Annotated in this window: 8 protein-coding genes; 4 read left to right on the top strand and 4 right to left on the bottom strand. The window is 67.0% G+C overall.

Annotated elements, in window-relative coordinates; all coding sequences use genetic code 11:
• The first annotated feature begins 76 nt into the window (after nt 1–76).
• Nucleotides 77–790 carry a phytanoyl-CoA dioxygenase family protein gene (locus tag UB43_RS19970; RefSeq protein ID WP_045214440.1) on the top strand — a complete coding sequence of 238 codons (714 nt, stop codon included), beginning with the start codon at nt 77–79 and terminating at the stop codon, nt 788–790.
• A gap of 39 nt (nt 791–829) precedes the next feature.
• On the opposite strand, the gene UB43_RS19965 is transcribed toward UB43_RS19970, so the two are convergent.
• Together UB43_RS19965 and UB43_RS19960 are read right to left on the bottom strand one after the other, a co-directional pair.
• The gene (locus UB43_RS19965; protein ID WP_045214438.1) at nt 830–1,588 is read right to left on the bottom strand and encodes a class I SAM-dependent methyltransferase; all 759 of its coding nucleotides are present in this window, start codon (nt 1,586–1,588) and stop codon (nt 830–832) included.
• Between the two features lie 116 nt (nt 1,589–1,704).
• Nucleotides 1,705–2,454 (bottom strand): SDR family NAD(P)-dependent oxidoreductase, encoded by a 750-nt coding sequence (locus UB43_RS19960; protein ID WP_045214437.1) that lies wholly within the window; start codon nt 2,452–2,454, stop codon nt 1,705–1,707.
• Nucleotides 2,455–2,630: 176 nt separating this feature from the next.
• Here UB43_RS19960 and UB43_RS19955 point away from each other — a divergent pair, with 176 nt between their 5' ends.
• Nucleotides 2,631–3,536: a LysR family transcriptional regulator gene (locus tag UB43_RS19955; RefSeq protein ID WP_045214434.1), complete on the top strand. Its 906-nt coding sequence runs from the start codon at nt 2,631–2,633 to the stop codon at nt 3,534–3,536.
• A gap of 4 nt (nt 3,537–3,540) precedes the next feature.
• On the opposite strand, the gene UB43_RS19950 is transcribed toward UB43_RS19955, so the two are convergent.
• Nucleotides 3,541–4,485, bottom strand: coding sequence for a Dyp-type peroxidase (locus UB43_RS19950; RefSeq protein WP_045214432.1), 945 nt, complete (start codon nt 4,483–4,485; stop codon nt 3,541–3,543).
• Nucleotides 4,486–4,627: 142 nt separating this feature from the next.
• Nucleotides 4,628–5,245 carry a LysE family transporter gene (locus tag UB43_RS19945; RefSeq protein ID WP_045214431.1) on the bottom strand — a complete coding sequence of 206 codons (618 nt, stop codon included), beginning with the start codon at nt 5,243–5,245 and terminating at the stop codon, nt 4,628–4,630.
• Between the two features lie 631 nt (nt 5,246–5,876).
• Here UB43_RS19945 and UB43_RS19940 point away from each other — a divergent pair.
• Both UB43_RS19940 and pbpC read left to right on the top strand, forming a co-directional pair.
• Entirely contained in the window at nt 5,877–10,751 is a 4,875-nt protein-coding gene (locus UB43_RS19940) for an alpha-2-macroglobulin (protein ID WP_218187703.1), read from the top strand.
• Nucleotides 10,748–13,096: a penicillin-binding protein 1C gene (gene pbpC, locus UB43_RS19935; protein WP_045214430.1), complete on the top strand. Its 2,349-nt coding sequence runs from the start codon at nt 10,748–10,750 to the stop codon at nt 13,094–13,096. Before UB43_RS19940 ends, pbpC begins: the two co-directional genes overlap by 4 nt.
• Nucleotides 13,097–13,104: the final 8 nt, after the last annotated feature.

Genomic DNA, 13,104 nt, shown 5'->3' with positions numbered 1-13,104 from the left:
CGCCGGCGAAAACCCGGCTCAGGGCAGCAACCGCTCTAGGCCGGGCCATCGAACAGACTTCAGGGACGACAGGCAAATGGACGCAGGCAGGTTCGATCACCAGCGACTCCACACCGATGGTTACGCACTGCTGCGCCAGGCGATCCCGCTCGCCATGCTGGAGGAGCTGCGCGCGGCTTTCGATGCCAACGTCCTGCCTTCGGAATGCTGGCCCGTGCCCCGCGGCACGGACTGGCGCCACGCGCAGCTCGACCTGGAGCCCTGCACCCAGGCGGTGTGTCGTCTGCCGCCGTTGCTGGCGGCAGCTGGAGCGCTGATCGGCGAGCGCTTCTTCCTCGCCCAGGCCGAGGGCCGCGAACCCCTGCCCGGGGGCGGCCATCAGCAACTGCACCGTGATCTGTCCGCCCAGCGTCCGGGCGACATGGTCAGCGCCCTCGCCTTCCTCGATGACTTCTCGCCGAAAAATGGAGCCACCCGCGTCGCCCCCGGCAGTCATCGGCCCGCCCCTGGCGAGCCGCCCTTCGACCCCCTCGACGAGTCCCGTTCCTTGCAGTTGAGCGGCCAGGCCGGCGACATCCTGGTGTTCGACGTCGATCTCGTGCACGCCGGCAGCTTGAATATCAACGGCGCGCGCCGTCGCACGATCCTGATCAGCTACCGAGCCGAACCACTCCACGCAGCGCATCTGGAGACACTGGCGCTACGTAACGTCCGGATGAGCACGGATGAACGCTTCGATCCACCGGACACCGGGCAGATCACGGCACGCCAACGCTTGCACAGCGATTGACTCCGCCGCGCGCCAGCCCAGCGACCGGCCTCTGAGCACTCACACCCGGCCAATCCTCATGTTGATCGGCCAACTGACCGGATGCCGCGCCGCGCGGTCGCCCCAGCGCCCGGCCAGGTCGGAGGCGAAGTCATGCAGCAGGTCTTCGCGCCCGGCTTCGCGGGCGCTGCGCACTGCCGACCAGGTGGAGACGTAGCCGAGGAATTCCTCGAGGTTCCACTCCAGGCGAATGGCGATCTCCGCCCCCGGAAATTCGCCGAAAGGGAAATCGAGGGTGGCGTAGCCGCTGTCCACCAGCTTGCGTTCGGCGGGCCAGTAAGGGCCGATCTCTTTCCAGTAGAACTGTTCGAAGCGCTCGCCCAGTGCGCCATCCAGGCGCAGCACGCCATAGCTGATCAGCGCCAGGATCGCGTTGGGCTCGGCGACCCGTCGTACCTCAGCGTAGAACCTCGGCAGGTCGAACCAGTGCGCCGCCTGTGCGGCGGTGATCAGGCTGGCGCTGCGGCTGGGCAGCGGGAGGTTTTCAGCCGGGGCGCAGGCGTAGCTGAGGTTCTCCTGCGGCACCGTGTGGGCGATCTGGTCCGCACTGGGATCAAAGCCGACCACCTCATTGAAATGCTCGGCCAATTGCCGTGTCAGTTGGCCGTTTCCGCACCCGACGTCGACCGCGAGCGCCCGGTCCGGCGCCACCGAGGCCAGGTAGGCGGAGAGCTCCGCCGGGTACTGCGGGCGGAAGCGCGCATAGGCCTGGCCGCCCTGGTCGAACCAGTTGCGCAGATCGCTGGAGGGGCTGTTCATGGCTGGCGGCTCCTGTCTTGATGGCTGCAGGCAGGAATGTACCGGGCAATCGGGCTCGCCGACCAGAGTCACTCGGGCCGGCTCAGGGCTTGCGCCCTGCCCGGCCCCTTGTGCAGTCAGACCTGCGCCATGCCGCCGTCGACGAACAGTTCGATGCCGTTGATGAAGCTGGCCGACTCCGAGGCCAGGAAGGCCACCGCCTTGCCAATCTCCCGCGGCTCGCCCAGGCGGCCCAGTGGCACCTGGCTGGCCAGCGCGTCGAACAGGCCCTGGCGGGCTTCCTCGGGCACCAGGTCGCCGAGGCCGGGAGTGCGCACCGGGCCGGGGCTGACGACGTTGACGCGGATGCCACGGTCCTTCAGGTCCAGCGCCCAGGAGCGGGCGAAGTTGCGCACGGCGGCCTTGCTGGCGCTGTAGACGCTGAAGTTGGCCGTGCCCTGGATCGAGGTGGTGGACGAGGTGAGGATCACCGACGCGCCATCGGTCAGCAGCGGCAGGGCCTTCTGCACGGTGAACAGCACGCCACGCACGTTGGTGCCGAAGATACGGTCGAAGTGTTCTTCGGTGATCGCGCCCAACGGCAGCATGTCGCCGCCGCCGGCGTTGGCGAAGAGGATGTCCAGGCGGCCGGCGGTCTTCGCGATCTGCGCATACACCGCATCGAGATCGGCGAGCACCGAGGCGTCGGCGCGGATGGCCGTGGCGGCCGGGCCGATGGCTTCCACGGCGGCATCCAGCTCAGCCTGGCGGCGGCCGGTGATGAACACCCGCGCGCCTTGCGCGGCGAGTTCCTGTGCGGCGCCGAGGCCGATGCCGGTGCTGCCGCCGGTGACCAGTGCGACTTTACCTGTGAGGGACTTGTTCATGATGAGCTCCTGAGTTTTCCGGGTTGAGGGTTCTGCCTGCTGGCCGGCATCTGGCGCGGCCTTGCGGTGAGGCATGGCGCTACTCTAGGGGCAGCCGATTAATGGAAAAAAGCGCATACAATGGAATGACTATCCATAGCCATGGATAATCAAACGATCCGCTCAGAGGAGTTCTCATGGATCAGCTCCAGGCCATCCGCGCCTTCGCCCGCGTGGTGGAAGCCGGCAACTTCACCCGCGCCGCCGACTCGCTGGACATGCCCAACGCCACCCTGAGCAAGCTGGTGCAGGAGCTGGAGGCGCACCTGGGCGTGCGCCTGCTGCAGCGCACCACGCGGCGTGTCACGGTGACGCCGGAAGGCCAGGACTATTACGCCAAGGCCACCCGCGTGCTGCGCGACCTGGAAGATATCGACTCGACCTTCAACATCGCCCGCGGCAAGCCACGCGGCCACCTGCGCATCGACGTTGGCGGCTCCACCGCGCGGGACGTGCTGGTGCCCCTGCTGCCGGACTTTCTCGCGCGCTATCCGGACATCCGCATCGACCTGGGCGTGTCCGACCGCTCGGTGGACCTGATCGGCGACAACGTCGATTGCGTGATCCGCGGCGGCGCACTGGACGCCTCGTCACTGGTCGCGCGCGGCATCGGCGAGGCGACCATGGTCACCTGCGCCTCACCCGAATACCTGCGCCACAACGGCATCCCCGCCTACCCGGAGGAGCTGCGCAATGGCCATCGGCTGGTCAGCTACCTGTCGCCGCAGAATGGCCGGGCAGTGCCCTTCCGCTTCGAGCGCGACGGTGAACGCAGCGAGCTGAAGCTCGAGCACCGCATCGGCGTCAACGAAAGCAACGCGCACCTGGCCGCCTGCGTAGCCGGCATGGGCATTGTCCAGACCTTCTCCTACGCCGCCGGCGGCGCCCTGCGCGACGGCACGCTGGTGGAGATCCTCGCGGACTGGCGCCCCGCGCCCTACCCCTTCCACGTCGTCTACCCGCACAATCGCTACGTCACGCACCGCCTGAGGGTGTTCATCGACTGGCTGGTGGAGTGCTTCCCGGCGAAAGTCGCCGGCTGAGCACTCAGGGCTGCTTGTCGGCCAACGACTCGAGCAGCCCGGCCGAGGGCACGAAGAACAGGCTGCCGGTCACTGCCTTGCTGTAGTCCAGCAGGCGGTCGTAGTTGCCGGCCGGGCGGCCGACGAACATGTTCTCCAGCATTTCCTCCATGGGCGCCGGCGAGCGCGCGTAACCAATGAAGTAGGTGCCGAACTCCCCCGCGCCGGGCCGGCCGAACGGCATGTTGTCACGCAGGATCTTCACTTCCTGGCCGTCCTTCTCCAGGGTGGTCAGCGAACTGTGCGAGCAGCTGGGCTTCACATCGTCGCCCAGTTCGATGTCGGCCAGCTTGGTGCGCCCGATGATGCGCTCCTGGGCTTCGGTGGAGAGCTGGTTCCAGCCGGTCATGTCATGCAGGTACTTCTGCACCAGCACATAACTGCCGCCGGCGAAGTCCGCATCCTCGTCGCCGATCAGGGTAAAGTGCGGGACCTCGCGGCCTTCCGGGTTCTCGGTGCCATCGACGAAGCCAATGATGCTGCGCATGTCGAAGTAGCGGAAACCCTGCACCTCATCGACCACCGCGACCGCATCGCCCAGGCGCGCCACGAGTTGCGCTGCCAGTTCGAAGCACAGGTCCATCTGCTCGGCGCGGATGTGCAGCAGCAGGTCGCCCGGCGTGGAAACCGCGATCCGCTCGCCGCTGCCGATCTCGCGGAACGTGTGCAGGGACGCCGGGCGTGGAGCGCCGAACAGCACATCCCATGCTGCCGAACCAAAGCCCACCACGCAGGACAGCTTGCCCGTCGGCACACGCTTGCCGACCGAGCGCACCAGCGCGGCGACGTCCTCGCAGAGCGTGCGCACCGGGCTCCAGTCCTTGCCCGGCGTCAGGGTAGCGACAAGGAAGACCGCACTGCGGGTGACCGGGCTGTCGACCGATTGGGGTTCCGGGGATTCGTTGAGCATGGTTTCCATTCGCCGCCATTGGAATCAGGGAGGATGAGCGTATCAAAGCAGGTCGCTCGCCACCGTGACAACGCAGGGGGCATAAAACAAAAGGCCGGTCTTTCGAGCCGGCCCCTGGAACAGGCGATTGCCGCGCAGCGCCCTAGCGCATCGCCGCCAGCTTGATGCCGAAACCGAGCAGGCAGGCTCCGGCCAGGCGCTCCAGCAGATTGGCAACGCGCGGGTTGGCGCGCATGCGCTCGGCCAGCTTGTGGGTCAGCAGTACGGCTACCAGCCCATAGAGGAAGGTGACCACTGCCACGGTCGCCGCCATGAAGGCGAAGGTCACCAGCCCCTGGTGCTTCACCGGATCGACGAACAGTGGCAGGAAGGCCATGTAGAACACGATGGCCTTGGGGTTGAGCAAGGTGATCAGCATGGTCTGGCGCAGGTAGTGGCCGGTGTCCATGCGGCTTTGCCGCGGCGCCTCGCCGGGCTTGCTCACCAGCATGCGCAGCCCCAGCCAGGCCAGGTAGCCTGCGCCCAGCCACTGCACCGCGTGGAAGGCCGCCGGGTAGGTGGCGAGCAGCGTCGCCACGCCCGCCACCGCCATCCACAGCAATACCTGATCGCCGAGGATCACCCCGCAGGTAGCCGCCAGCCCGGCCTTTACACCGCCCTTGCCGGTCGCAGTGATCAACGCGAAATTGCCCGGACCGGGAATAGCCAGAAGCACCACGAAGGCAATCAGGAAGGCGCCGTAATCGGTCACTCCGAACATGGGGAAACTCCTGTGCTGGGCAAGGCGAGACTGAAGGAGGCGAGTCTATCACCCAGGGTTGCACGCGGCGCTCTTCGCCCTTCTCGTCATCACCCGGCTGTTGCGTCGAGCGGTTGAATCCACAGTCGGTGGCAGAAGCTGAGCGAAGAAAGCTCCCGCCGGCCGGCATTACCCTGGCACCCGATGAACAGCATCGAACACCGTTGCCAAAATCTCTCCAAAGCCGGCGGCTGATTACATAAATTCATTGTTCGCCCATCTGTCTGGCCGTTGGGCGTCATGCAAGAATGTGCAGGCATTGGCCCATTGACGGGCGCTGGAATGCTCCGATCGTCTTCGATGGAGTGCCCTTATGCAGTGTGTGATCCACGGATGGATGACCAGCCCCCTGCTGTACACGCTGATCGCCGCATCCCGCTGTAGCTGTGCCCATTCTCCCTTTCCCGTTTCACCCGACGCCCCGCGCGCCGGGCGAAGACTGCTGCCTATTTAATGGACTAAAACCATGGCGAATATGTCGTCTGACGGTCGCATGCGCGACCGGGCTTTTGGGCTGGTGATGCTGATTGCGGTGAGTGTGTTGGGGATCTGCGGAGGACCGGCGGGACGAGCGTACGCGGCGGCGACGGAAGTGGCGCCAGCGGCTGCCGGGGCCGCCCAGGAAACTGGCAACGCGGACAAGGCAACGGCGCCGCCGAAATTCGACCTGGAGCGGGCAGCCGGCGAGCCGCGTAATGGCAATGCGGCCATCGTCCTGCAATTCAACCGCCCCCTGGCGCCGGTGCAGAAGTTCCAGGAGCTGATCTCCCTCAAGCGCGGGAAACACTACACCTACGGTTACTGGGTCCTGAGTGACGATGGCAAGACCCTGTTCTACCCCAACGTCACGCCCAAGGGCAGCTATCAGGTGACGATCAACGCGAGCCTGAAGGCTGCCGACGGCAGCGAACTGGGGGAGGAAGTGGTCAGCAATGTTGCGGCGGGTGAACAGCCGGCCAGCCTGTCCTTCGCCTCCTCCGGCAGCGTCCTGCCGGCGCGCGGCAGTCGCGGCCTGCCGGTGGTTTCCAGCAACGTGCAGCGGGTCAACATCGAGTACTACCGCATTCGCGAAGACGCCTTGTCGACCCTGTTCTGCCTGTATCCCAACAACTCCCAGCGCAGCCGCTACGACTTGGGTGGCAGAAGCTACCGGACCTGTGAAGGGCGCCCCGTGGCGGGCGGCCTGGAGGATCTGGGCACCCCGGTCTACGCCAACTACTACACGCTCAAGAGCGAGACCGATGTTCGCAACCTGACCTACATCCCCATCCAGAACGTGCCGCAACTGGCCGAGCCTGGGGTTTACATGGCCGTCCTGCGCAACGCCGAGATGGGCAGCTACAACATGGGTTCGAGTGTGTTCTACGTCAGCGACCTGGGCCTGCACGTACGCCTCTACCAGGACAATGCCTTCCTCCACGTGGCATCCCTGCAGAACGGCAAGCCGCTGGCCGGCGTGCAGGTGAGCCTGAACGATGCGCGCGGTGCCACCCTGTTCAGCGGCAAGACCGACAAGAGCGGCAACCTGCAGATCACCCACAAGGTCGAGCACGACCATGTGCTGATCGCACGCCAGGGCAAGGACATCTCGGTGCTGCCCTTCAGCCGGCCGGCGCTGGATGTCTCCAACTTCGATGTCAGCGGACGTCCCCAGGCGCCCGTGGAAATCTTCACCTGGTCCGGCCGCGACCTCTACCGCCCCGGAGAGACGCCGCGCGTTTCGGCCCTGCTGCGCGACTACGACGGCAAGGCACTTCCCGCTCAGCCGCTGTTCGCGCGCCTGGTCCAGCCCGACGGACGCAAGCTGGCAGACATGCGCCTGGAGGCCAGGGACCTCAACCAGTTCGAGTGGAGCCAGGCCATCGCCAATGACGCGCCCACCGGCAGCTGGCAGCTGGAATGGCGGCTGGACCCGGCCAGCAGCAAGGCCGTGGGGGTCTTCAACTTCCAGGTGGAAGAGTTCCTGCCCGAGCGCCTGAAGCTCGAACTCGTCAACGAACAGCCCTTCCTCAAGCCCGGCGAGACGCTCGAGCTGAAGGTGAAATCCAGCTACCTGTACGGCTCACCCGCCGACGGCAACCGCTTTACCGCCAGGCTCGCAGCCCAGGCTGAAGTGCATCCGCTGCCCAGCCTGCCGGACACCTACTTCGGCAACCCCTTCGCCAAGGTCGCCAGCAGCGACAAGTTCGCCATCGACACGACGCTGGCCGCCGACGGCACACTGGCACAGCAGGTGCCGCTGCCCGACGAGGTGAAGCCGGACCGGCCCTACAGCCTGGCACTGACCGGCAGCGTCTACGAAACCGGCGGGCGCGCGGTCACCCGCTCACTCAACCGCACCTACTGGCCGGCCAACGAGCTGGTCGGTGTGCGCCCGCTGTTCGACACCAAGCAGGGCGCGAACTCGCTCTCGGAGGCTTCCTTCGAAATCCTGCGCGCCAACAGCGCGGGCGAACTGGTGGCCGGCAGTCAGCTGAAAGTCCGCCTGCTTCAGGAAGATCGCTATTCCTACTGGTACCGCGACCGGGACGACGACTGGAAGGCGCGGCAGGACGTCGACCTGGAGCTGGTCGAGGAGCGCGTGGTCGATGTCCCGGCCGGGCAGGGGCTGAAAGTGAATTTCCCGGTGGGCTGGGGCTCCTACCGCCTGGAGGTGACGGACCCGCAGACCAACCTCACCAGCGTCTTCCCGTTCTTCGCCGGGTACAGCTGGGAAGACGCGAACACCGGCAAGGAAGCGCTCCCGGACAAGGTCAAGGTAGCGCTGGACAAGAGCTCCTATCGCGCCGGCGACACCCTGAAAGTCACGATTACCCCGCCGCAGGAAGGGCCGGGCCTGCTGCTGGTGGAGTCCGATCACCTGCTCTACAGCAGGACGATCCAGGCGAAGGCCGGCGCCACCTTCGACATACCGGTCACGGCCGACTGGGAACGCCAGGATGTGCATGTGGTTGCGCTGGTGTTTCGTGGCGGCATGGCCAAGGACCTCACCACGCCGGCGCGCGCCATCGGTATCGAGCACGTCACGCTGCAGCGCAACGACCGCCGCATCGGCCTGAAGCTGACCGCGCCCGGCCAGGTGAGACCCCAAGAGCCGCTGGAGGTCACCGTGCAGGCCGAGGGCCTGGCCGGGCAGAAAGCCTTCGTCCGGCTGACCGCGGTGGACCAGGGCGTACTGAACATCACCCGTTACCCGGAACCGGACGCATGGAGCTGGCTGTTCAGCAAACGCGCCCTGGCCACCGAGGCCTACGACCTGTATGGCCGCCTGATCGAGGCCATGAAGGGGGATACCGCGCGCCAGAGTTTTGGTGGTGACCTGGTGAACCGTCCGCTGCCCAGGGCTGCGCGCCTGAACCCGCGCGTGCAGATAGCCGACCTGCTGGCCGAGCCGGTGCAGTTCGACGAGCAGGGCAAGGCAGTGGTCAAGCTGGACGTGCCGGACTTCAACGGCAGCCTGCGGGTATCGGCCCTGGCGTATGGCGAGCAGAGCTACGGCAATGCGAGCACCGACGTCACGGTACGCGCCCCATTGCTGGTGGAGCCGAGCATGCCTCGCGTCATGACCGGCGGCGACCAGGCGCAGATCAGCCTGGACGTGAAGAACTTCTCCGGCAAGAGCGGCGTCGCCAGGATCAGCGTACGCGGCAGCGGCCTGATCGAGGTACAGGACGGCGAGCAGAGCGTGACGCTGGAAGACGGCGCCGGCACGACCTTGCGCCTGCTGGTGAAGGCCCAGCCGGGCATCGACGTCGCCAAGCTGGACATCCAGGCCGAGATCAACGACTACAAGGTCCAGCGGCATTTCGAATTCGCCGTGCGCAGCGCCTGGCCGCAAACCATCCGGAGCGAAGCCCTGGCCTTGTCGGGCGGGCAGGAAGCGGTGCTCGATACCTCATCGGCGCAGGGGCTGGTCGCCAGCACCCTGAACGGCCAGCTGACCCTGAGCACGCTGCCGCCGCTGCCCTACCGCCAGGCCCTCGAGGGGCTGCGCTACTACCCCTATGGCTGTATCGAGCAGACCACCAGCGGTGGCTACGCGGCGCTGGTCATGGACAGGAAGATCACCCATAGCCTGAACATCGAGGGCTACTCGGAATCAATCCGACGTGATGCCGTCATGCGAGCGCTGGCGCGCATCGCCTCGTTCCAGGCGAGCAACGGCCACTTTACCTTCTGGGGTGGAAACTCGAACACAGTCCCGTACATGACGCCCTATGTAGTGGACTTCATGCTCGATGCCCGCGATGCCGGTTTCGAAGTACCCGAGGCGGCCCTGCAGCGGGCCCTGGAGACCCTCAGCGAGAACCTGATCTCGGGGGAGGTCGACTACTTCGAATACGGCTATCGGCCGCATCTGAATTTCGCCTACCAGGCCTATGCCGCCTTTGTGCTGGCGCGCGTCAATCGCGCTTCGCTCGGGGCGATGCGCACGCTGTACGACAACCATCGCAGGGACTTGGTGAGCCCATTGCCCCTGGTGCACCTGGGCATTGCCCTGAAACTGATGGGCGACAGCGAGCGCGGCCAGGAGGCCATTGCGCAGGGCTTCGCCTGGAGTGACGCCCGACCGGCCTTCGTCGGTGACTATGGCTCGGAACTTCGTGACCTGGCGGCCATGGTGGCGCTGACCCATGCCTACGGCGTCAACAGGTCCGACTACGATGCGAAGCTGGTGGATTGGGCCAGGCAGGCCAGCTCCCGCGTCCTGGGCGCCCAAGCAGACAGCTATTACCACGGCTGGAGCTGGTACTACATGAGCACCCAGGAGCGCGTCGCCATCGCTCGCATACTGCAAACATTCAACGACCACCCGGCGTCGCTGGCCGTCAGCCTGGAGGTGGGCGGCAAAAGCATGGAGGTACCGGCCGGCAGCGCTTTCTGGACCCGCCCGGTGAGCCAGGCGGAACTGGCCAGCGGCGTGAAGCTGAAACCCACGACGGACGCGCCGGTATTCGCCAGCTTCGATGTGGCGGGCATCAGCGAGCAACCGCCGGTGGACGACGGCTACGGCATGAAGATAGAGCGCCGTTACTTCCTCACCGACGGCACGCCATGGCAGGGCAGCGAGTTGAAGGAAGGCGACAGCCTGATCGTGCAACTCAAGGTGCATTCGAACTGGGATGTGGTGGACGCCATGGTGACCGACCTGTTGCCGGGCGGCCTGGAGGTGGAGAACCTCAACCTCAGCGGGGCACAGGCCTGGGCCAATGTCGTGGTGGATGGCGTCCCGATGCAACGCCACGAGCGCGAGGCGGACATCGTCCATCAGGAATTCCGCGACGATCGTTATGCCGCCGCCGTCAAGCTGCGAGCCTGGCGCGAATCCAAGCTGTTCTACCTGGTGCGCGCCGTAACGCCAGGCACCTACACGGTCCCCCCGCCGCAGGTCGAAGACATGTACCGCCCCGCCATCCGTGGCATCGGCCCCGCGCCGATGACGACCCTCAAGGTGGGGAGCCCATGAAGTCAGCCAGGGCGCGCCGTTACGCGCGCGTTCTCGGGTTGTCGGTGGGCGTCGCGCTGCTCGGCGCGCTGCTGCTCGACCGGCTCTTCCCCCTGCCGCTGCCCGCCGGCGAAGGCGGTAGCAGCGTAGTCCTGGCCCGTGACGGCAAGCCGTTGCGGGCCTTCGCCGACGAGCAGGGCGTCTGGCGTTACGAAACCAGCGCGCAGCAGGTATCGCCGCTCTACCTGCAGGCGCTGCTGGGCTACGAGGACCGCTGGTTCTACCAGCACCCCGGCATCAACCCCTACGCCCTGGCGCGCGGCGCGCTGTTGTCGTTGCGCCATGGCCGGGTCATTTCCGGCGGCTCTACCCTGACCATGCAGGCCGCGCGGGTGATCTCGCCGATTCGCCATGACTATGCCGGCAAACTGCTGCAACTGTTTCGCGCGCTGCAGCTGGAAGCACACCTGAGCAAGGACGAGATCCTGGGCCTGTACCTCAATCACGCGCCTTTCGGCGGTGCGATCGAGGGTGTGGAGGCGGCGTCCTGGGCCTACCTGGGCAAGTCCGCCAGCCAGCTGACCCATGCCGAGGCGGCGTTGCTCGCGGTGCTGCCCCAGGCGCCGAGCCTGCTGCGCCCGGACCGTCACGCCGAGGCGGCCCGCGCGGCCCGCGACAAGGTGCTCGAGCGCATGGCCGCACAAGGCATCTGGAGCGCCGCCCAGGTGCAGGACGCCAAGCGAGAACCGGTGGTTACCCGCTCCCTGCGTTCGCCCCTGAATGCCGCGCTGTTGGCCGAACGCCTGCACCAGCGGCAACCTCGGGCGCAACGTATCCAGAGCACCATCGACGCCTCGCTGCAACGGGCAGTCGAGCAGCGCGTGGGCGACTACGTGGGGCGCCTGCCGGCACGCACTTCCGCAGCGGTACTGGTCATGGACAACCGCACCCTGGAAACACGGGTTTACGTCGGCACAGCCGCCTTCGCCGACCCCAGGCGGCTTGGCCATGTGGACATGATACGGGCCTGGCGCTCGCCGGGTTCGACCTTGAAACCGTTCCTCTACGGCATGGCGCTGGACGACGGGCTGGTGCATTCGCAAAGCCTGCTGGTGGACGCCCCGCAGGACTTCGGCAGCTACCGCCCCGGCAACTTCGATGAAGCGTTCGCCGGACCGGTCAGCGTCACCGAGGCCCTGCAGCGCTCGCTGAATGTGCCGGCAGTGGACGTGCTGGACCGCCTGGGTCCCGCACGCTTTGCCGCGCAACTGGCAGCCGGCGGCCTGGAGTTGCGCCTGCCGTCGGGCGCGCAGCCCAACCTGGCGATGGTCCTGGGCGGCACGGCGGCCAGGCTGGAGGAACTGGTGGGCGTCTACAGCGCCCTGGCCAACGGCGGCGTGGCCGGCGCGCCGCGCTATACCCCCGAGCAGCCCCTGCGGCAGCGCCGACTGCTGTCGCCGGGCGCGGCCTGGATTGTGCGCGACATGCTCGCCAGCAACCCGGCCGAGCTGCCCGGCATGCCCCTGCAGAACAGTGCCACCGCCCGTGCCCGCCTGGCCTGGAAGACCGGCACCAGTTACGGCTACCGCGATGCCTGGGCCATCGGCGTCACCGACAACTGGACCGTCGGCGTCTGGGTCGGCCGCCCCGACGGCACGCCCTCCCCCGGCCAATACGGCAGCATCACCGCCCTGCCCCTGCTGTTCGCCGTCAACGCCATGCTGCCCAATCCCGGCAGCACCCCGCGCTTCACCCAACCGGCCAGCGTGCAGGCCATGGACATCTGCTGGCCGCTGGGCACCGCCGCCAGCGCCACGGCGGCCGATCTCTGCCGGCAGCGCCGCAGTGCCTGGGTGCTCGACCAGTCCGTACCGCCCACCTTCGCCGAGCGCGGCGTGGGCATCTGGGCCAGCGGCCTGCTCAAGGTGCGGGTCAATGACGCCGGGCAACGCCTCAGCGCCGGCTGCGCGGACGAAACGGAGCGCACCCTGCAGATCGCCCGCTGGCCTGCCCTGGCAACGCCGTGGCTGAGCCGTGCCGACGAACAGGCCGCGACCGTGCCACCGCTCAAACCAGGCTGCGCAGCGGACTCGCTGGACAACAGCAGCCCTCTCCGCATTGCAGGCATCACCGATGGCAGTACCCTGCGCAAATCGCCCAACAGCACGGACCCGCTGCGAATTACGCTGCAGGCGCTGGGCACCTCCGCCCCGGTGCAATGGCTGCTCGACGGCCGCCTGCAAGCCAGCAGCGAAGGTGGCGAGCCGGTGAACATCGTCCTGCCCGCGCCCGGCGCGCATCAGGTGACGGCGCTGTCCCGACAGGGGCCATTTGCCCGCTTGTCGCTGACGGTACTGGCGCAGTAGAGCGCCGG

It is taken from the genome of Pseudomonas sp. 21 (assembly GCF_000955805.1).
In the GTDB taxonomy this organism is placed as follows: domain Bacteria; phylum Pseudomonadota; class Gammaproteobacteria; order Pseudomonadales; family Pseudomonadaceae; genus Pseudomonas.
The sequence above is the reverse complement of the archived record's forward strand: the minus strand, read 5'-3'. Positions and strand labels throughout refer to the sequence as shown.

What these genes read in the sequence shown, in the direction of transcription:
- UB43_RS19970 (WP_045214440.1), top strand. Translation starts at nt 77, where the DNA reads ATGGACGCAGGCAGGTTCGATCACCAGCGACTCCACACCGATGGTTAC.
- UB43_RS19965 (WP_045214438.1), bottom strand. Translation starts at nt 1,588, where the DNA reads ATGAACAGCCCCTCCAGCGATCTGCGCAACTGGTTCGACCAGGGCGGC.
- UB43_RS19960 (WP_045214437.1), bottom strand. Translation starts at nt 2,454, where the DNA reads ATGAACAAGTCCCTCACAGGTAAAGTCGCACTGGTCACCGGCGGCAGC.
- UB43_RS19955 (WP_045214434.1), top strand. Translation starts at nt 2,631, where the DNA reads ATGGATCAGCTCCAGGCCATCCGCGCCTTCGCCCGCGTGGTGGAAGCC.
- UB43_RS19950 (WP_045214432.1), bottom strand. Translation starts at nt 4,485, where the DNA reads ATGCTCAACGAATCCCCGGAACCCCAATCGGTCGACAGCCCGGTCACC.
- UB43_RS19945 (WP_045214431.1), bottom strand. Translation starts at nt 5,245, where the DNA reads ATGTTCGGAGTGACCGATTACGGCGCCTTCCTGATTGCCTTCGTGGTG.
- pbpC (WP_045214430.1), top strand. Translation starts at nt 10,748, where the DNA reads ATGAAGTCAGCCAGGGCGCGCCGTTACGCGCGCGTTCTCGGGTTGTCG.